The organism is Tamlana flava (assembly GCF_041287255.1).
GTDB classification, from domain to species: domain Bacteria; phylum Bacteroidota; class Bacteroidia; order Flavobacteriales; family Flavobacteriaceae; genus Tamlana; species Tamlana flava.
Genome location: NZ_JBGGTX010000002.1, coordinates 156,213 through 175,294, shown reverse-complemented (window position 1 = coordinate 175,294; position 19,082 = coordinate 156,213). Strand labels below are relative to the sequence as shown.

General features: G+C 35.4%; 18 protein-coding genes and 2 tRNA genes. 9 read left to right on the top strand and 11 right to left on the bottom strand.

Going from position 1 to position 19,082, the window contains the following annotated elements; translation table 11 throughout:
- Positions 1-53: 53 nt before the first annotated feature.
- From ACB104_RS05360 to ACB104_RS05345, 4 genes are all read right to left on the bottom strand, one after another.
- Positions 54-191, bottom strand: a complete 138-nt coding sequence (locus ACB104_RS05360) for a FeoB-associated Cys-rich membrane protein (RefSeq protein WP_370477254.1) — start codon at positions 189-191, stop codon at positions 54-56.
- A gap of 28 nt (positions 192-219) precedes the next feature.
- Positions 220-2,319 carry a ferrous iron transport protein B gene (gene feoB / locus ACB104_RS05355; protein WP_370477253.1) on the bottom strand — a complete coding sequence of 700 codons (2,100 nt, stop codon included), beginning with the start codon at positions 2,317-2,319 and terminating at the stop codon, positions 220-222.
- Complete coding sequence (locus ACB104_RS05350; RefSeq protein ID WP_370477252.1) at positions 2,312-2,548, bottom strand: FeoA family protein; 237 nt, start codon at positions 2,546-2,548, stop codon at positions 2,312-2,314. The genes feoB and ACB104_RS05350 overlap by 8 nt, the downstream gene beginning before the upstream one ends.
- Before the next feature lie 72 nt (positions 2,549-2,620).
- Positions 2,621-3,295 (bottom strand): SCO family protein, encoded by a 675-nt coding sequence (locus ACB104_RS05345; RefSeq protein WP_370477251.1) that lies wholly within the window; start codon positions 3,293-3,295, stop codon positions 2,621-2,623.
- Between the two features lie 99 nt (positions 3,296-3,394).
- Here ACB104_RS05345 and ACB104_RS05340 point away from each other — a divergent pair, with 99 nt between their 5' ends.
- The 4 genes from ACB104_RS05340 to ACB104_RS05325 all read left to right on the top strand — a co-directional run bounded on the left by ACB104_RS05340 (position 3,395) and on the right by ACB104_RS05325 (position 7,935).
- The gene (locus ACB104_RS05340) at positions 3,395-5,332 is read left to right on the top strand and encodes a M1 family metallopeptidase (protein WP_370477250.1); all 1,938 of its coding nucleotides are present in this window, start codon (positions 3,395-3,397) and stop codon (positions 5,330-5,332) included.
- 77 nt (positions 5,333-5,409) lie between these two features.
- Complete coding sequence (gene rseP, locus ACB104_RS05335) at positions 5,410-6,756, top strand: RIP metalloprotease RseP (protein ID WP_370477249.1); 1,347 nt, start codon at positions 5,410-5,412, stop codon at positions 6,754-6,756.
- Positions 6,757-6,829: 73 nt separating this feature from the next.
- Positions 6,830-6,903, top strand: a tRNA-Asn gene (locus tag ACB104_RS05330).
- 321 nt (positions 6,904-7,224) lie between these two features.
- Complete coding sequence (locus ACB104_RS05325) at positions 7,225-7,935, top strand: hypothetical protein (protein WP_370477248.1); 711 nt, start codon at positions 7,225-7,227, stop codon at positions 7,933-7,935.
- Positions 7,936-8,038: 103 nt separating this feature from the next.
- On the opposite strand, the gene ACB104_RS05320 is transcribed toward ACB104_RS05325, so the two are convergent.
- Positions 8,039-9,493: a YiiX/YebB-like N1pC/P60 family cysteine hydrolase gene (locus ACB104_RS05320; RefSeq protein ID WP_370477247.1), complete on the bottom strand. Its 1,455-nt coding sequence runs from the start codon at positions 9,491-9,493 to the stop codon at positions 8,039-8,041.
- A 217-nt stretch (positions 9,494-9,710) separates the two neighbouring features.
- Here ACB104_RS05320 and ACB104_RS05315 point away from each other — a divergent pair.
- Positions 9,711-9,782, top strand: a tRNA-Arg gene (locus ACB104_RS05315).
- A gap of 105 nt (positions 9,783-9,887) precedes the next feature.
- On the opposite strand, the gene ACB104_RS05310 is transcribed toward ACB104_RS05315, so the two are convergent.
- The 3 genes from ACB104_RS05310 to ACB104_RS05300 are packed head-to-tail and all read right to left on the bottom strand — an operon-like array spanning position 9,888 to position 13,076.
- On the bottom strand, positions 9,888-11,681 hold the full coding sequence (locus ACB104_RS05310) for a family 43 glycosylhydrolase (protein WP_370477246.1): 1,794 nt from the start codon (positions 11,679-11,681) through the stop codon (positions 9,888-9,890).
- 30 nt (positions 11,682-11,711) lie between these two features.
- The gene (locus tag ACB104_RS05305) at positions 11,712-12,059 is read right to left on the bottom strand and encodes a VOC family protein (protein WP_370477245.1); all 348 of its coding nucleotides are present in this window, start codon (positions 12,057-12,059) and stop codon (positions 11,712-11,714) included.
- Positions 12,060-12,074: 15 nt separating this feature from the next.
- Complete coding sequence (locus ACB104_RS05300) at positions 12,075-13,076, bottom strand: NAD(P)H-dependent glycerol-3-phosphate dehydrogenase (protein WP_370477244.1); 1,002 nt, start codon at positions 13,074-13,076, stop codon at positions 12,075-12,077.
- Between the two features lie 132 nt (positions 13,077-13,208).
- Between ACB104_RS05300 and ACB104_RS05295 the strand changes: the two genes are divergently transcribed.
- A complete protein-coding gene (locus ACB104_RS05295) occupies positions 13,209-14,168 on the top strand; it encodes a nicotinic acid mononucleotide adenyltransferase (protein WP_370477243.1) in 960 nt (319 codons plus the stop codon).
- Between the two features lie 171 nt (positions 14,169-14,339).
- On the opposite strand, the gene nadD is transcribed toward ACB104_RS05295, so the two are convergent.
- The 3 genes from nadD to ACB104_RS05280 are packed head-to-tail and all read right to left on the bottom strand — an operon-like array spanning position 14,340 to position 16,409.
- Positions 14,340-14,918 carry a nicotinate (nicotinamide) nucleotide adenylyltransferase gene (gene nadD / locus ACB104_RS05290; protein WP_370477242.1) on the bottom strand — a complete coding sequence of 193 codons (579 nt, stop codon included), beginning with the start codon at positions 14,916-14,918 and terminating at the stop codon, positions 14,340-14,342.
- Between the two features lie 10 nt (positions 14,919-14,928).
- The gene (gene gmk / locus ACB104_RS05285; RefSeq protein ID WP_370477241.1) at positions 14,929-15,513 is read right to left on the bottom strand and encodes a guanylate kinase; all 585 of its coding nucleotides are present in this window, start codon (positions 15,511-15,513) and stop codon (positions 14,929-14,931) included.
- 38 nt (positions 15,514-15,551) lie between these two features.
- Positions 15,552-16,409 carry a YicC/YloC family endoribonuclease gene (locus ACB104_RS05280; protein ID WP_370477240.1) on the bottom strand — a complete coding sequence of 286 codons (858 nt, stop codon included), beginning with the start codon at positions 16,407-16,409 and terminating at the stop codon, positions 15,552-15,554.
- A 239-nt stretch (positions 16,410-16,648) separates the two neighbouring features.
- On the opposite strand from ACB104_RS05280, the gene ACB104_RS05275 reads away from it, so the two are divergent.
- The 3 genes from ACB104_RS05275 to ACB104_RS05265 all read left to right on the top strand — a co-directional run bounded on the left by ACB104_RS05275 (position 16,649) and on the right by ACB104_RS05265 (position 18,636).
- Positions 16,649-16,792, top strand: a complete 144-nt coding sequence (locus ACB104_RS05275; RefSeq protein WP_370477239.1) for a hypothetical protein — start codon at positions 16,649-16,651, stop codon at positions 16,790-16,792.
- A gap of 307 nt (positions 16,793-17,099) precedes the next feature.
- The gene (locus ACB104_RS05270; protein WP_157804943.1) at positions 17,100-17,243 is read left to right on the top strand and encodes a DUF5679 domain-containing protein; all 144 of its coding nucleotides are present in this window, start codon (positions 17,100-17,102) and stop codon (positions 17,241-17,243) included.
- A gap of 217 nt (positions 17,244-17,460) precedes the next feature.
- Positions 17,461-18,636, top strand: coding sequence for a MalY/PatB family protein (locus ACB104_RS05265; protein ID WP_370477238.1), 1,176 nt, complete (start codon positions 17,461-17,463; stop codon positions 18,634-18,636).
- Positions 18,637-19,082: the final 446 nt, after the last annotated feature.

Here is a 19,082-nt window from a genome sequence, read left to right as displayed (position 1 = left end):
CCACCAGTATACTGGTGATAAAAAGGGGAAAACTTAAGAATTACTATTTTAAACTAATGACAACCACAATCATCACTTCCACCGCAGGCTTTTTTCGATTTGGACTTTTTAAAGAAGAATTTTTTCACTAAAAACGCAATAGCCAAAACGAGAGCCGAAAATACGAGTATGTATTGTACAATGGTGTTCATGTGTTTTTAAGTCGGATTCAATTCATTTTCATTTCAAAAACTGAAAAGCGATTAAAGCGGTTACGTATGCAATGCCACTCATGACAAAAAGCTGCAAAATTGGCCATTTCCAACTATTGGTTTCTCTTTTTACAATGGCAAGCGTACTCATACATTGCATGGCAAAAGCATAAAAAAGCAATAAGGATATGCCAGAGGCAAAATTAAATAATGGCCCACCTAAAATTGGGTTTACCTCTGCGGCCATTCGGTTTTTTATGGTGGCCTCATCGTCATTTCCAACACTGTAAATTGTGGCAAGGGTTCCAACAAAAACTTCTCGGGCTGCAAAACTGCTTACAATGGCAATGCCAATTTTCCAATCATAACCCAGTGGCCTAATAACAGGCTCAATGGCTCTTCCAGTAATCCCGATAAAGGAATGCTCAAGCTTGTGCGACGCAATTTTTTGGTCCAATTCGGCTTGGCTTAAATTTTCAGAAGCGTATTCAGTCCTTATAATTTTCTCTGCATTATTAAATTGTTCGCCAGGACCGTAAGATGCCAAAAACCATAGAATAATGGAGATAGCCAATATAATTTTTCCTGCCCCAAAAACAAACGATTTGGTTTTTTCAATAACCGTCAATACCACATTTTTGAATAGTGGTAATTTATAATTGGGCATTTCTACCACAAAAAACGTTTTGCTTCTTATTTTTAAAACCTTGTTCAAAATTTTTGCCGAAAGTATGGCGGCCCCAAAACCAATGAGGTACAAAAGCATAAGCGTTAACGCTTGGTAGCCTAAACCAAAAATTCTTCCTTCGGGGATGACCAAAGCAATGATGATTAAATAAACGGGCAGTCTGGCGGAACAGGTTGTAAAAGGTGTTACCAAAATAGTGATTAATCGTTCTTTCCAACTTTCAATATTTCTGGTGGCCATTATGGCCGGAATGGCGCAGGCAGTACCCGAAATTAAAGGCACAACACTTTTTCCGCTTAACCCGAAGCGACGCATAATGCGGTCCATTAAAAAAACCACACGGCTCATATACCCACTTTCTTCCAAAACGGAAATAAACAGAAATAAAAATGCAATCTGTGGAATAAAAATGACGATGCCTCCCAATCCAGGTATAATACCTTCGGCCAATAAATTACTGAATGCACCTTCAGGCAATTGTTCTTTTGCCCATTCGCTGAGTGATGCAAAGGCACTATCAATAAAGTCCATGGGCACGCTGGACCAGTCGTAAATGGCTTGAAAGATGGTCAATAAAATGATAAAGAAAATGGCATAGCCCCAAATTTTATGGGTTAGGATTCTATCGAGTTTAGTACGCAAATCTTTAGCTTGTGAAACATCAATGGTTTGGCCAACTCTAAGCACATCATTTATAAACTGATAGCGCCTAATGGTTTCTTTTTGCTGCAACCGCTTTAAGTCCGATTTACTTTTTGTTTTAAAATTGGCTACAGCGTCAATTTCATTTCTGTCCGTTTTTCCGAAGTTAACATCTTGGGTAATAACCAGCCAAAGTTTGTAGAGCAATTGGTTTGGAAAGGCCTTTTGAAGATTTTCAAAATAGTCTTTATCAACTTCAGAAGCATTCAAACAAGGAGAAACAGAAATATCCTTGTAGTTCGCAATAAGGTTTTTCAAGTCATCAATACCCTCTTTTTTTCTGGTACTTACTAAGGCGATTTTGGTTTTAAGCTGTTCTTCTAAGTATTTTATGTCCAATGAAATACCCTTGTAAGACATACGGTCTGCCATGTTGATGACAAGAATTGACGGTATTTCAAGGTCTTTAATTTGGGTGAAAAGTAATAGGTTTCGCTTTAAATTTTCAACGTCGCTAACCACAACGGCCACATCGGGGAAATCTTTATTATTTTTATTTAAAAGCAGTTCAATCACCACATTTTCATCAAGCGACGATGCGTTTAAACTATACGTGCCGGGTAGATCGATAATGTGCGCTTTAACACCCCGAGGAAGTTTACAAATCCCCTCTTTTTTTTCAACGGTTATGCCTGGATAATTACCTACTTTTTGGTTCAATCCTGTTAGGGCATTAAACACTGAGGTTTTTCCGGTATTGGGGTTACCAATTAACGCAACATTTATCTGTTTACTCATGCACTGCTTTTTCAATTAGAATATGAATTGCTGTTTCTTTTCTAATGGCAAGATGCGATCCATTGATGTTGAGGTACATTGGGTCTTGAAAAGGAGCCAACTGAACAAGCTCTACAGAATTACCAGGCAAACAACCCATTTCCAACAATTTTAATGGAATGTGAACGGACGAAACATCCTTTATTATGGCACGTTCGCCACGTTTTAAATTTGCTAATGTATCTTGCAAGCTTATTTAGATTGATTTTAAAGAAGCAAAAGTAAGGTAAAATTTTAGGCTAAAAAAATTGTTTGATATAAACTATTTGGCGTATTCCTCTTTTAAAATCTCAATGTCTTTTAATAAGCGGTCAATATCTTCCTTGTTCGTGCCATCGTAAAACCCCCTAATTTGGCGTTTTTTGTCAATAAGCATGAAGTTTTCGGTGTGTATCATGTCAAAAGGACTAGCATACGGATTGTCTTTCACAGCCAAATAGCTTTTTCGGGCAAGATCGTAAATTTGTTTTTTATCGCCCGTAACCAAATTCCACTTTTTGTCATTCACTCCCTTTTTTAAAGCATATCTTTTAAGTTGGGCAACAGTGTCAATTTCTGGAGTAACAGAATGTGAGAGCAGCATAACGTCGTCGTCATTCAAAATTTCGTTTTGAATGTCAACCATGTGATCTGTCATAATGGGGCAGATGGTTTGGCAAGTTGTGAAAAAGAAATCGGCAACGTAAATTTTATCTTTGTAATCGTCTTGGGTTACAGTTTTCCCGTTTTGGTTCACAAGGCTAAAATCAGTAATTTTATGATACTTTTTTTGGTATTGAAGGGTACTGTCAACAAGGTCAGTACTCACCATAGCAGGTTGATAAATAGGTAGAGGCTGGTATACATTTAGCGTATTATAAATGATGGTAACAATGATTACCGATATAATTAGGAAAACAATTCCGAAGATTTTATAGTCTTTAAAAAAATTTAGCATTTCTGTGAACTTGAGCTTTTTGTACTAGTTGCAAAAATACAATTCATATCAGGAATAAATTGTAATTTTAGGTACATAAAAAGAAAATTACTAAGAGAGATGAAAAGAAAAGTGCTATTGCTTTTATGTCTTGTTATGGCGTTTGGTTTTTCCCAAGACTATAAAAGCTCGCTTAACTCAATTAGGGAGGCTGAGGCAAAATCTGCATTAAAAAAAATGCTTTATAAGGCCAATGAAAATACGGGAAGTTACGATTTGAAGTATCATAGGTTAGAATTTACCATTGACCCTTCAGTGGCCTTTATATCGGGTTCTGTTACATCCTATTTTGTGGCCAAAGAAAATTTAAGCGAAATCACTTTTGATTTAGCGAGTAACATGGCGGTTTCAGAAGTCATGCAACGTGGCAGTTCGCTTAGTTTTATACAGAACGCCAATGATGAGTTAGTGGTTACATTACCAGTTTTACAAAATGCAGCCGTTTTGGATTCGCTGACCATAAGTTATTCTGGAAACCCTGTGAGTTCCGGCTTTGGTTCTTTCGAGCAAAATCAACATGCGGGCGATCCCGTTATTTGGACCTTGTCTGAGCCCTATGGAGCAAAAGGTTGGTGGCCGTGCAAACAGGATTTAATTGATAAAGCAGATTCTATAGATGTATTTATTACAACACCAAAATTGAATCCTTCAAATGAAGAATATATTGCCGTTTCCAACGGTTTGGAACAAAGCCAAATTACCAATGGAGCCAATAAAACAACACATTTTAAGCACCGTTACCCCATTCCGGCTTATTTAGTTGCCATAGCAGTAACAAATTATGAGGTGTATTTGCATACAGTTCCAAACAACGGAAATCCTTTTGATATTGTAAACTATGTTTATCCAGAAAATTTGGCTTCAGCTCAATCCAGTACGGCCATAACGGTAGATATCATGGATTTGTTTGCCAATTTATTTGAAGAGTATCCTTTTGCCAATGAAAAATACGGGCATGCACAATTTGGCTGGGGCGGTGGCATGGAACATACCACAGTATCGTTTATGGGAAACTTTAGTCGGGGTTTAATTGCGCACGAATTGGCACATCAATGGTTTGGCAACAAAATTACCTGCGGAAGTTGGAAAGATATTTGGCTAAACGAAGGTTTTGCGACCTATTTAGCAGGTTTAACGATAGAAAACCTGGATGGAAATACGGCATTTAGTTCTTGGAAACAACAGCTTAACAGCTCCATTACATCTGCACCAAATGGGGCGGTATATCTTTCAGATGCTGACACAACCAGTGTGGGCCGAATTTTTAATAGTCGATTAAGCTACAACAAGGGTGCCATGGTGTTACATATGATAAGGAAAAAGCTAGGTGATGCAGTTTTTTTTCAAGGCATGAAAGATTATTTGGTGGATGTAAATCATGCATACGGTTACGCAAAAACGGAAGATTTTATTGCAATCATGGAAACTGTTTCCGGTGAAAATTTAAATGAATTTTTCAACGATTGGCTCTATAATCAAGGATATCCAACTTATACAATTCATTGGAGCCAGCCATCAACAAACCAAGTTCAAATTAATATTTCTCAAACCCAAAGTGATGCTTCTGTATCATATTTTGAAGCTCCAATACCCTTAAGGCTAAAAGGAACATTGGGTGAAACTTTGGATATAATACTAAATAATACAGCGAATGACGAAGATTTTTTCAATGCAGTTAATTTTACCGTAGCATCTGTTGAATTTGACCCTGATTCAGATCTTATTTCAAAAAATAATACGGTAATCTTGGGTGTAAATCAACCAGATTTAAAGTCACAGTTGTCGCTCTATCCAAACCCAACTTCTGAGGATATAACTATAGAAAAACCTGAAAGTTTAAATATTACAGAAATTAAAGTGTTTAACGCACTTGGGCAACTGCTATATCAATCCAATTGGTCTCCAAGTATCAAAACATCTTTATTTTCGTCGGGCGTTCTTTTTGTCAAATTATACACAAACCAGGGCACAATTAATAAAAGCGTGTTAAAAAACTAGGCAATAGATTATATATGTTTTCTAACTGAATCTAAAACCTTACTTTTGTGCGATTATAAAAAATTGTTACAAGATTTATGGAGTTTGTTATAAAAATATCCCAATTTTTGTTGAGCCTTTCACTGCTTATAATCTTGCACGAGCTCGGACATTTTCTTCCCGCAAAGGCGTTTAAAACTAGAGTGGAAAAATTTTATCTGTTTTTTGATATAAAGTTTTCTTTGTTTAAAAAGAAAATTGGTGAAACGGTATATGGAATAGGTTGGTTGCCATTGGGAGGTTACGTGAAGATTTCTGGGATGATTGACGAAAGCATGGACACCGAACAAATGGCCCAAGAACCGCAGCCATGGGAATTTCGTTCTAAGCCAGCATGGCAGCGATTAATTATCATGCTTGGTGGTGTAACGGTTAACTTTTTGCTAGCAATTTTGATATATATTGGCATGAGCTATTATTACGGAGAGCGTGTTTTGCCAGTTGAAAATATAAAGGACGGTTTAGCCATTGAAAGTACCGTAGCCAACAAAGCAGGATTGCAAACGGGAGATAAGATTTTAGCTGTTGATGGCGAAAAAATCGAAACCTTTTCCCAGATTTCTGAAAAAGTATTGTTTGGAAGTCAGGTTTTAATTGAACGAGACGGGGTCAAGTCTACCATAACCATGCCCGAGGATTTTCTCGCTCAATTAATGGATTCAAAGGAAAGAGGGTTCATCAATTTAAGGCAACCATTCATTATTATGGAAGTGCCGGATACTTCATATAACAAGGCTAGCGGATTTAAAAAAGGTGACATTCTTTTAGCTGTAAACAACCATGAAACCAAATACATTGACGAGGTTAAAGAAGCTTTAGATGGCTTAAAAGGCCAAGAGGTAACGGCAACTGTGAAAAGAGATAATCAAAATATTAATTTGCCACTTAAAATAAATGAGGAGGGTAAGTTGGGTCTTGTATATGCCGCAGCTTCCACCTCAGAAACTTTAGAGGCTTTGGGTTATTATGATTATGTAACCAAAGAATATGGTTTTTTCGAATCATTTCCTGTTGGCCTTAAAAAGACCAAAGAAAGACTTTCTTCATACTGGGACCAATTGGCTGCAATTTTTACGCCAAGTACAGGGGCTTATAGAGGAGTTGGTGGGTTTAAGGCCATTTATGATATTTTCCCAAGTTTCTGGAGCTGGCAAGTATTTTGGACCATAACGGCTTTCTTATCCATCATGCTAGGCGTATTAAACTTATTGCCCATTCCGGCATTAGATGGAGGCCACGTTATGTTTTTACTCTATGAAATGGTTTCTGGCAGAAAACCGGGCGATAAATTTATGGAATATGCGCAAATGGTTGGTTTTTTCATTTTAATAGCCTTGGTGCTTTTTGCAAATGGCAACGATATTTATAAAGCCATTTTCAATTAAATTTTTTTAAAAAACCTATTGCGTTAACTAAAAATATATATATATTTGCGCTCGCAAAAGCGAAAAGATATCTTCCTCAGTAGCTCAGTTGGTTAGAGCATCTGACTGTTAATCAGAGGGTCGTTGGTTCGAGCCCAACCTGAGGAGCTAGATTGGACAAGCCATCATTATTGATGGCTTTTTTTGTCTAATCCTTGGAAATCCGCAATTACTCTACAAAGAAGCTCTATTACTATATTCTGTTTTATGGTTCGACATTTGTTTTTTCCCAGAAGCAGTTGTTCAGGAAATAATAAACCAAGTATAGCTATTTTATCATCGTAATTTGAGTTCGTATATAAACTTGGAAGGTTACCAATAATTTGAAAGGCAGATTCAAGATGATATATATCATTGCTTGGGCGCGGATTTATGATTAGTTTGATTTGCTAATTATATCCTCCAATGAATGGGATAAAAATATTAGTCATGAAAAATCTGAAATATTTAATCATTATCACCCTTATTCCTTTGATGGGATTTGCTCAGTTTTTTTCAAAGGAAAAACTTACTAACAACGAAGATTTTGAAGTAAAAGCGCAAGAACTTGAGCCCTTTAATGACTCTATAAAAAGGACAAAGGTTCACTGGGACTTAGCGATAGGTACATTTATACCAACCAAGAATGCTAATCTTATTGGGGTAAAACCTACCTTTGGTGGTTCGGTTGGTCTTATCCACAAACAAATGACTTACGATCTTACATTTGATGTTCGTTTTACTAATACAAAAATGGAATATCAACTTGCAGATGGAACTATGACCAATCATTATTTGGGAGGTTATGTTGGGATTGATATTCTAAGGGATATTTGGACACATAATAAAAACCAAATCCTTTTACTTGGAGGCATTGGTCTGGATATGTTTGAAATTGTGCCCGGTGAATATCGTGATCCAACTTTTTTGGAAACCTTATTATTTGGTGATGATCGCGTAACAATAGAAGAATCTACAAATATTTTTTCATCGAACATAAATATTGGTCTGATGTACAGATTTTACTATAACAGGAAAAATTATTTTGGTATCAGATACAAGTATAATATTGTTAACTATAATTCAAGAAAAATCCTCACAGATGTTACGGGTAATTTTCATTCCATTACTTTAAGTTTTGGAGGAGGAATATTAGATTAATAAACGTTTATTATTAATTAAAGGGCCCTAGGTTCTAGCCCAGTGAAAGAATAAAAATTAGAAAGCCATCAATTTTGATGGCTTTTTTATACCTAATTTAAACTTAAATGGATTCTTCAGCCATACGTACAAGTTGCCAATACGGAGGCAAATAGCCTCTTTCTTTCTTAAATTGCTCTACCTTCTTAATCGTTTTAAATTTTAGGTTTTGGAATTGTTCAACAAAGTAGTTGTTTTTTAATGCGGTAACGGCATCCATTCCTTCAGGTATGATAGATTCTATACCAAATGTATTTTGAATGAAACAATAACCTTTAACAAGTCTTGCTATGGGCAATGCCCAAAGATTATAATCAAGTTTTTTGCCATTATTCGCTTCTCCTATTAGTGCATCCATAACGGCATTGTCAATATGGTCTTGAAAAAGCGTTTCTTTATTTCTCCACTCGCCCACGACGCTAAGTGCAGGATCATACTCTAAATCGGAAGGCATTTGTGTTAAAAAGTAATTAACACCAAAATCATGCAACCAATTAATGATTCCGTTTGAGGAGATTGTAGATTGAAATTCCCATAAATTAATACCATAATGTTTATAGGCGTATGAACCTACTTCAGAACAAAACATGGCAGAATCATCATGATAGTCCATTTTAAAATCATAAGAGATATGCCTTGTTTGGCATTCATCAAAAATAAATTTTGAGGCTTCGTAGGGAAGTGAGGGGTTAGATGTTATTTCTTGTAAATCAAATCTCGGCCTTAACACCATAAACCTTAACTTTTTGTCTTTTAAATATTCATTTAAATTAGATATGGCAACACCTCTTTCAATATGTGCTTCAACAAAATAAGGGGCATTTGTCTCTTTATCAATATGGATTAGGGCCACGTGTGAAAAATTGCCTGGATAATCGTTGCCTCTCGAAATAAAAGCAGAAACTTCAGCACCACCTCTGCTTACCAATAAATCGCCAGAATGCACTTTAATTCCAAAAACGTTTACAAATGGCGTTATAGAAGGTTCGTCTGTAACCAATGATTTAGAAATAAATTCGTTATCATTGGTTTGCAACAATATCTCTTCAGTGGCAGCTCTCATACCATAAAGTATTCGGTAAGATGTATTTCGTGCAATGGGAGAGCTCATATCCCAATGTTTTGAATCTTCCTTTAACTTTTTCCGAATCCGATTGTAGAATTTTAAATACCAATCAGATTTAATTTTTTGTGCAGCAATTAGCGGAGCTATTTTAAAAAATGATTTTTCAATCAAACCGTAAATTGTGTCATCAGGGTTGTGAACCGTGTTTTCAAGGTCACTAAAAAACACATCAGTCTCAATGGTTAGTTTTTCAACTAAAGAATCCAGTTTAAACGATTGCATTTCTTTGGCTCTTTGAAATGACTTTTCTAACGAAACCCATAATGCGTCTTGATTCCAATTGAAAGGAGTTTTTGAAGCATTATAAATTTCATTGTTGTCTTTAGTGAATGGAATAAGCAGTATGAGGTATAACGCTATTAGAGTGATAAAAAATAGACGTAATTTTTTCATGAATTTTTAATGGCTTTTCATTTATGAAAGTTAAACTTAATTATGGTAATAACTATTTTTTAATAGAAACTAATTATTCCATGAATTAAAAGTACTGTCCTTTTTTAATTAAAACGCAACAATTTGCATGCCGATTTTAAATAATAAATTTGACGGTATTTTTATAAAACCCATTATATTTATCGCTTGAAACGCAATTTTTAATTGAGGATTTTTTGGCTCCATAGTTCAAGGGATAGAACAAAAGTTTCCTAAACTTTAGATCCAGGTTCGAATCCTGGTGGAGTCACAACTTTAGGGATTTGAATAAAAAGGCTTGCCCATATGGGCAAGCCTTTTTTATTTGAAGTTTTAAGCCGATGAATCTTTTTGTACTTAAATCAGTCTGTTAAACTTACTTTTTTATTAGCTTTTTAAAAGCTAAACTGTTTTCTCCAAAAATTTTAACTGTATAAATTCCTGAACTAAGTGTGTTTATCTCAATTGTATAATCTTTAGAAGCGTTTTTGATATTGGATGAGACAATTTTTTGTCCTAAGTCATTATAAATTTCTACGCCATAAATATTATCGCCTTTAATATGGATGTAATCTAAAGCAGGATTTGGAGACATTATAACGTTGAATTTGTCGTTCCTTGATACGCTTAATGACGGTTCAAATTTAGTTGCAATCCACCTTTGGCATGGGTGGTTTGTATTGGGCCATAGTTTAACCTGATAATCAAAAGTATAAGCAAATGGTATTTCAAAAAGGTTATTCTGAATGGAGGGGTAGATTAAAATTTGACCATTGGGCGATTGTACCACTCTAAACTTTTGATTGATAGCACCAGTGTATTGATTGGTTAATAGCAGTAATTCTTCATTATTGTTTCCTGCTGCCTCAACATAAAGGCTTTCGTCTTCGTAACTCTGAATGGTATATTCACCAGTTCCTAAGGGTGTAAATAACCACTTTTGGGCGTCTTCTGTTTGATTTTCTGAATACTGATAAAGCGTTGCACCATTCACGGCATTATGGTTCTGAACATCCAGAAATTTATTGCTATTCACATTTTTAAGGGTATAATATCCTTCTTCTAAAAAATCCAGAGATATGAAAGGCCACCCGTCGGAGCCCCAATCTAATTTAGCTAGGCCTAATCTAGCTGGCCAACCTGAAGGAGGTTGATAATAGTGGAAAGTTATATAATCTGTTCCATTTTCATTGAATACCCCAATATGGCCTGGCCCAAAATAGCGATCATCAAATCCGCGGTTATCATCATGTTGTAAAACAACCGTGCCACCACTTTCGGCGCCATAAACTCTCATCTGTTTTCCTTCTTTATCTACAAATGGTCCCTTTGGATCTTGGGAGCGACCCATAACAACATAATAATCACTGTCAACACCCCTACAACAGCCCCCTTTGTTATAAAAAAGATAATAATACCCATTTCTGAAAACCATACACGCACCTTCACCTTCAGCGTAATCCCAGCTATTTGGCCCTGTCCACGAATTAGCTATAGTTTTACCTGGAATATTCCCAGCATATGTTTTAGGCTTTCCTGATATTGAATCAATCTCAGTAACAACCATGCCCCTTTCATTAAAAGACCCGTATGTCATCCATATTTTTCCATCATTACCACGAGAAAGGGCTGGGTCGATTACATTTAAGGCTATACCAGGTTGATAGGAATACAGCCCTAAAAAACCTACATCTACCCAATTATAATCTGGGTCTTCGGGGTTCAATGATTTATTGGTAACGCAGCCTATGGTAGAGGTCATGGTACCCCACTCTGAACAAGAATAGTATAAATAATATTGATTGTTCATGTAAATAATATCTGGAGCCCAAAAGTAACCATTAAAAACAGGCTGACCATTCGAGTCAGTTGCTCCATGTACATAATCATTAATCCATTCGGGGAAATCTGTTGGTGTGAAAGGTGGCGGGCCATCCTGCCATGTAACCATGTCATAGGAATATTTTGCAAACATTGCAGTTTCACTAAAAGCGTCTCCAGTTGAAAAGTACCAATATCGGTCACCACATTTTACAATACTGGATGGGTCGTGGGCTTCTGAAGGCCATGACTGAGCATATGTTTTCTTGTATAATGAAATAAAAAGAAGCATGATAAAAATAATCTTTGAGCTTCCCAAGTCCTTCATTTTGAAGTTAATTTTTTTCATCTTTTTCATTAATTTTTTTCATTTGAATTTTTATTGGTCAGACCACACGGCAAGTTCATTGCCCGAGGGGTCTAAAAAGTGAAATCTTTGCCCACCAGGAAAAGAAAAAATGTCTTTTGAGATTGTTCCTTTTGCTTTGAGTATACTTTGTTTCACGGTGTCAAGATTTTTATGGTATAGTACAATTAATGCACCATTTATAATTTTACTGTCTGTTTTTTCAAACCCACCTTCAAGGCCACTTTCCGAAAACGCTACGTAAGTTGGTCCATAATCAGTAAAAGTCCAACCGAAGCATGAGGTGTAAAAACGTTTTGTTTTCTCTAAGTCATGGGCTTTGAACTCAACATAATTAATGTGATTGTCTGGAATGTTCATTTCTTAATATTTCATTTAATCCAACCGTTCCGTTAATTTTTTAAACACTTTTTTTGGATTCTTATTTTCATAAAGAATGTCGTAAACAGCATCAATTATAGGTGTTTGCGCTTTCTTTTTGTTTTTTTGGTTAAGTACGTAGGCACTTTTGGTAGCGTAATAACCTTCGGCAACCATGCTCATTTCCATTTGGGCAGATTTTACGGTGTAGCCTTTGCCAATCATATTACCGAACATACGGTTTCTGGAAAACACGGAGTAGCCTGTAACCAACAAATCTCCCAAATATGCCGAATTATTAATGTTACGTTTCATTTTGTGTACTTTTTTTATGAAACGCTTCATTTCCCGAATGGAATTACTCATTAGCACACTTTGGAAATTATCACCATAACCCAATCCGTGTGCAATTCCAGCTGCTATGGCATATATGTTTTTTAACATTACGGCGTATTCAACACCAATAATATCGTCACTTGTTTTTGTGTTTATATAATCGCTGCTTAAGTTTTTGGCTATGGCCTTTGCCTTTTCCTCATCTGAACATGAAATGGTGAGGTACGATAATCGTTCAAGTGCCACCTCTTCAGCATGGCATGGCCCGGCTATAACGGCGATATTATCGAAAGGTACGTTGTAGGCTTCGTGAAAATGCTCACCAACCAACAAACCAGTTTCTGGCATAATACCTTTAACCGCCGATACAATGATTTTTTTGGAAATATTGACTGCTAGTTTTTCAAGCTCACTGTGTATGAAGGCAGAAGGAATTACAAAAATTAAAACATCTGCATATTCGGCAATTTCATTAATGTCGTTACTAAGCTTTAATTGTTCTAAATGAAACTCAACCGAACTCAAATAATTGGGGTTGTGCTGCTCTCGTAATAAATGTTCTTTGGTGTAAACACTTCGCATGTACCAGCCAATTTCATCTAAGTTTTCCGAAAGCATTTTTACTATGGCCGTTGCCCAACTACCTGCTCCAAAAACCGCATATTTTAAAGGTTTGTCCATTAATAATATCTTATTTAGCTCTTCAAAAATACGTAAAATATTAATCAATCTTAAGGTGCTAAAACATTAACGGTTTGTTTTTTGGCACGCGTTTTGAAACGCTTTTAATAGAAACCCAAAAAATGTTTGATTATGAAGACAATAAAAATACTTTTAAGCTTCGCATTATTTACAACACTATTTACATCTTGCTATAGAGAGGTTATTGTGGAAGAACGTGTAATAGTTGATGACTTTGTGGAGCCCGGAATTACACTTAATCAGTTACTCGGTTCTTACGAGCTTTGGTATGTTGATATTAATGCAACAAAAGGTTACGGTGTTACGCCATTTTTACAAAAGGCGTTTACTATTTCTTTCAGAAATGGTATTGTTTATGCCAATAACAACATTGTTGGATTAGGAAATAGTGGCAATGGCTATGGCATTGATGTGGGTGAATACGATGCATATGATATGATTTTGGATGTTTACCACGATATTGATGGTTTTGAAACTTTTGATGTTTACGAAATAGATGCAAATACTATTGAGCTTTACAATCCAAATAACGATACATCCTACTTTTTAGATGGTTATCAACGCAGTAATTTTGATTACGAATACGTATTTTATGATAATATCCATTATTTCTTGCAAGAATATGAGGCTTGGGAAAAAACCTTTACAAGCGACTACGGCGCCATTAACGAGTTCGATAATGAAAATTATCTTCAATTTTTAGCTGGCGGAAATGACTCGGAGTTTAGAAGTTCTCAAGACCCTGTTGGCTCTAACGTTAACAATTTATATTGGGATTACACTGGACTTTATGGTGTAGGTGATGTTGCAGGAGATTTTTACCTAAAAACTTTAACATTAGATTATGATTATTTGGGCAATGAATATTTTGAATTAAGCGTTATCAATGATGGAAAGATAGAATTATATCATCCAGTATCCGAAACAGTCTATGAATTTGAAGGTCGTGGATATATTCAATATTTAAAATCTGGGGATACAAAAGGAAAAACAACTGCGCCTCAAAACAAGATGCGTAAGTTTAGAAAAGATAAAGTAGACAACCCAAGGGAAAACACTAGGGTTAAATAAAAATTTTGGTTGGTTATTTAGTTTAGAAACCGTTTAAAACACTTTGTTTTAGGCGGTTTCTTTTTTTAAGATGTTTGCTGTTTCAGATTTAAGAATTCAAACCTTAATGTGAAGGATTTAATTTTGGGTTTGCTTATTACTATTTTGTAGTGGCTTTGTTGGCAGATAAACCTATTTGTAAAAATTCATTTCATCTAAATATTTCCAGACATGGTTTGGTAGCATGGGCTGAACGTTTTTACCTGCTTTAACAGCATTCCTTATAAAGGTTGAAGATAATTCCATAATGGGCGCATCAATAGTGTGAATGTTGCTGTGCCCATCAAATTGTGTTTCTATTTTGTTTTCTGAAATACGCGGATACATATAAATATGATGGTTTTCCAAAATGACCTCATAGTTTTTCCACTTGTGGAAATTCTTTAAATTATCCTCACCCATTATCAGTGCAAAATCGTGTTCAGGATATTTTTCCTGTAAATATGCCAAAGTGTTGACGGTGTAGTTAGGTTGTGGCAAATTGAACTCAATGTCGCAAGGCTTCAATTTTGTGTAATCTTTTGTTGCAAGATATACCATTTCTAACCTTTGGTAATCATCCAGCAAAGTGTTTTTCTTTTTAAAAGGATTGTGAGGCGTAACGACGAACCAAACTTGGTCTAAATCACTGTATTCGGCCATATGGTTGGCAATTACCAAATGCCCGATATGAATGGGGTTGAAAGAGCCAAAAAACAATCCTACTTTCAAAATCTTTGGTTTAAGAATTTATGAAGTCGCTTACTTTTTTGTAAGCTTCATCAAATGCCTTTTCTAAGTTGTCGTTCACAATAATTGTGTCAAAAAGAGGGGCTGTGGCCAATTCTGCCGAGGCTTTGGCAACGCGCATATTTATTTTGTCCTCGCTTTCAGTTTTACGTTTTTTCAAACGAATTTTCAATTCGTCAATGCTAGGCGGTTTTACAAAAATGGCCAAGGTTTCTTCAGGGAATTTTCGTTTTATGCGTAAGCCACCAGAAACATCAATGTCAAAAATAACATTCTTCCCATTGGCCCAAATACGCTCAACTTCGGTTTTTAAAGTGCCGTAAAAGTTATCTCTGTAAACCTCTTCCCATTCTAAAAACTCTTCTTTTTTTATCTTGTTCTTAAATTCTTTGGCTGATAGAAAGTAGTAATCTTTCCCATCAACTTCGGTTCCTCGTTTTTCTCTTGACGTTGCAGAAATGGAAAACTCTAAATTTAAATCTTCCAATCCCAAAAGATGTCTAACAATGGTTGTTTTACCAGATCCTGACGGTGCCGAAAATACGATGAGCTTGCCTTTGTTTTTATTCTTTGCCACTAATTTTGCGAATAATAATTAATTTGTGAACTCTAGTTTTAAAGGACGTTTAATAATTGTTCCTTAATTTTTTCCAATTCATCTTTCATTTGGACTACCAGTTGTTGCATGGCAGCATAGTTGCTTTTTGAACCAATGGTGTTAATTTCACGTCCCATTTCTTGACTTATAAAACCAAGCTTTTTCCCATTGGATTCTTCGGAATTCATAGATTCAGTGAAATAGTTAAGATGGTTTTTTAACCTTACTTTTTCTTCAGTAATATCAAATTTTTCTATGTAGTACACCAATTCTTGTTCAAATCGGTTTTCATCATATTTTTCCTTTAACTCTTCTATGCCTTTTAACAAACGTTCGCGAACAGCTTGAATGCGTTCTGGATCCATTTCTACAACTTTTTCAAGCAAGTCGTAGATGGTAATGATGCGTTCTTTAAAATCTTGCTCAAGTACTTTTCCCTCATTTAGGCGGTGTATGATTAAATCGTCTGTTGCTTTATCAATTTCAGATTCAATGGTTTTCCATTCTTGCTCGTCAATTTCTTCACGAACTGTATTTAAAGCGTCGGGAAAACGAACGGCCATTTTTAAAAGCTCCAAATCGTCAACATCTACCAAGTCTTTAAGTTGCGCCATGTATTGTTTGACCACAGGCGTGTTAATTTGCGTTGAGGTGTCTTCTGCAGTGGCTTCAACGTAAATAGAAAAATCTATTTTGCCGCGCACCAATTTATCTGCAAGTAGTTTTCTGACTGCTAATTCTTTTTCTCGATAAATTGAGGGCATTCGGACATTTAAATCTAAATTTTTACTATTTAAGGATTTAAGCTCAATGGTTATTTTTTTTGTGGGTAATTGCAAAACAGATTTACCGTAACCTGTCATTGAATAGATCATAAACGTGTCTTTTAAAGTTTACAAAGGTAACGAAAACTCACAGATAGGAAGCAGATTATGGAACGATAATAGCTATTAATGTTGATGGGACGAAAGAAGATTATATGCCCGTTAAAACTTAAATTAATTTTTTTTGAAATAGTTTTTAAGTTTGTTCCATATTTCCCTCCCATTTATTTAAGATTGTAATTTTTTAAAGCGTTAAAATCAAAACAATTAACCTCATCATTACCCTATTTTTGGCAATAAAAATTCACGCCCAAAACGGAAGTGCAACATCGAATAAAAACAAAACCGACAGGTTTTCATTCAGTTTAGCTGGGCTAAGTCTGGAAAGCATTGTGGTTGATGTTTCGGGTTTAAAAAAAGTGCCATGGCCGTAAAAGCCTAAGAAATGGTTAAAGAAAAGTATTGTTACATAAAAGCTTCAACAGAAAGGAAGATGAATCTGAGAAAGGCGGGGGGAAGGAAAAAATTCGGCTTGAAGAGTTTACTGATAACGCCATATGCTTTGGAACGGGTGCTGACTAAGGTTGCACAGGATTGACCTATATTTAGGTTGGTTTTTAACAAGAGGATTAGTTCGGAGATGAAATGGTGGTAGGGAAAATTAAGTTTTTATTGTTACCATAAAGGAATATAGCTTATATTTATCAATATGAATTTTAACTAATAAAAAAGAATAAAATTATGGAAGGATACTGTGTAAAGTGCAAAGACAAAAAAGAAATCAAAGATGCGGCTGAAGTTACCATGAAAAATGGTAGAAAAGCAATGAAAGGAAAATGCCCTACCTGTGGAACAGGGATGTTTAGGATTCTTGGAAAATCTTAGATAAATATTTAAAAGTAAAAAGGAAGCGCTTAGCTTCCTTTTTTTATATAAGAACATTCTATAAGAGCTTCAAAAAAGAATTTGATTTTTAAGATTGAAATCAGTTGCCGAATGTGACTCATATTCAAGAAATGCCAACACAAAATCAATATAAAATGGAGATGAAGCGGCTCAATATTGTTAGCTTTGATTGGTAGTTATCCAGAAAACATAAATTATGACCTTATTTGATAACGAATATAAAGTTGAAAATAATTTTGTTAAAAATAACCCAAGTTATTTAAAAGCTATGTTTGGAACCGTTGATGTGATGCCCTTGTGGATTGCGGATATGGATTTTAAAGTAGCGCTACCAATTACACAGGCATTGGAGCGGATTGTTGAGAGAAGTGTGTATGCCTATGAGGATATTACCCCAAAGGTCACCCAAGCCATAGCCGATTGGAATTTAAAACGCCATAATTTGGACTTGCAATCAAAGTCTTTTATTCAAGTAAACGGTGTACTTACCGCAATAGCTGTACTACTAAGAACCTTGACTAAAGAAGGTGATGGCGTCATGATACAAACGCCGGTTTACCATCAGTTTTACAAGGCCATAAAAATGGCAAATCGCACAGTCCTGGACAACTCATTAAAAATCAAAAACGGGCATTACGCCATGGATTTTGAAAATATGGAGCAACAATTAAAATTGGGGAACACCAAAATCATCTTGCTTTGTAATCCGCATAACCCTGTTGGACGTGTTTGGAAACGTGATGAGTTGCAAAGTCTCATTGATCTTGCAAACACTTATGGTGTGATGATTGTTAGTGACGAGGTGCATTCAGAAATCGTGTTTTCCAATTCAAAGTTCAATAGCGTTTTATCGTTTAATGGTATTCAAAACCATATAGCCATTTTAGGGTCACCGGCAAAAACATTTGGTATGCAAAGCATTGCCGATGGCTATATTTATACGACCAATAAAAAGCTATTTGATGAGATTTATGGTTTTGTAGCCTCTATGTATTTGCACCAAGGAAGTGCCTTATCGGCCTATGCTATTTTGGCGGCCTACACGCATGGCGAAGACTGGGTAAATCAATTAGTGGATTATTTGGAACAAACGATAAACTGGATACAAAATTTCCTGAATGATGAATTGCCAAGGGTAAAAATGATTAGGCCAGAGGGCACTTACCAAATTTGGTTGGATTTTACAGCACTTAACCTATCTGAAACTGATTTGAAAAAGTTAGTTTTTAACAAAGCCAAATTAGGCCTGGCATCAGGGGGGTCCTTTGGTGCCGATTATAAATTGTTTATGCGCATGAATATAGCATCGCCACTTTCAAAAATTAAAAAGGCTTTTAATCAATTAAAAACTTCAATCGATTTACTCAACTAAGATGAATCTGATAAAGGAGGAAAAAAGAAAAACTTTGGTTTGAGGAGTTTACGAATGACACCATGTGCCTAGGAACAGGTAAAGACTATAGCTTGGGATTGAACTACATTACATGGTTGGTTTTTGAAGATAGAGAGTATGTGTTTATCCCGATTAAAATAAAATTACCCTGAGGAAGGTAAAAAAACAATTAAAATAAGTTTCAAGAAATGCGATTTTTATGCCAACAAAGGTATATTAAACAGTGGTTTTGAAAACGTTCCTAGTCACATAGAGGATTTGTTAAACGATTTAAGCAAAAGCCTCAGAACGTTAAGAATATACCAGAAAATATGAATTTTTCATTAATTGTTTTTTTATTCAGTTAATTGACCTAAACTGATATATCTCATTGTATGACACTTAAGACATAAGTAAATTAATTAACTTATTTTTTTAAATCTAAG

Coding starts and splice junctions, on each gene's coding strand:
- ACB104_RS05265 (WP_370477238.1), top strand. CDS start 17,461: ATGACCTTATTTGATAACGAATATAAAGTTGAAAATAATTTTGTTAAA.
- ACB104_RS05310 (WP_370477246.1), bottom strand. CDS start 11,681: ATGAAAAAAATTAACTTCAAAATGAAGGACTTGGGAAGCTCAAAGATT.
- ACB104_RS05325 (WP_370477248.1), top strand. CDS start 7,225: ATGAAAAATCTGAAATATTTAATCATTATCACCCTTATTCCTTTGATG.
- ACB104_RS05280 (WP_370477240.1), bottom strand. CDS start 16,409: ATGATCTATTCAATGACAGGTTACGGTAAATCTGTTTTGCAATTACCC.
- ACB104_RS05300 (WP_370477244.1), bottom strand. CDS start 13,076: ATGGACAAACCTTTAAAATATGCGGTTTTTGGAGCAGGTAGTTGGGCA.
- ACB104_RS05340 (WP_370477250.1), top strand. CDS start 3,395: ATGAAAAGAAAAGTGCTATTGCTTTTATGTCTTGTTATGGCGTTTGGT.
- rseP (WP_370477249.1), top strand. CDS start 5,410: ATGGAGTTTGTTATAAAAATATCCCAATTTTTGTTGAGCCTTTCACTG.
- ACB104_RS05305 (WP_370477245.1), bottom strand. CDS start 12,059: ATGAACATTCCAGACAATCACATTAATTATGTTGAGTTCAAAGCCCAT.
- feoB (WP_370477253.1), bottom strand. CDS start 2,319: ATGAGTAAACAGATAAATGTTGCGTTAATTGGTAACCCCAATACCGGA.
- ACB104_RS05345 (WP_370477251.1), bottom strand. CDS start 3,295: ATGCTAAATTTTTTTAAAGACTATAAAATCTTCGGAATTGTTTTCCTA.
- ACB104_RS05270 (WP_157804943.1), top strand. CDS start 17,100: ATGGAAGGATACTGTGTAAAGTGCAAAGACAAAAAAGAAATCAAAGAT.
- ACB104_RS05360 (WP_370477254.1), bottom strand. CDS start 191: ATGAACACCATTGTACAATACATACTCGTATTTTCGGCTCTCGTTTTG.
- ACB104_RS05295 (WP_370477243.1), top strand. CDS start 13,209: ATGAAGACAATAAAAATACTTTTAAGCTTCGCATTATTTACAACACTA.
- ACB104_RS05320 (WP_370477247.1), bottom strand. CDS start 9,493: ATGAAAAAATTACGTCTATTTTTTATCACTCTAATAGCGTTATACCTC.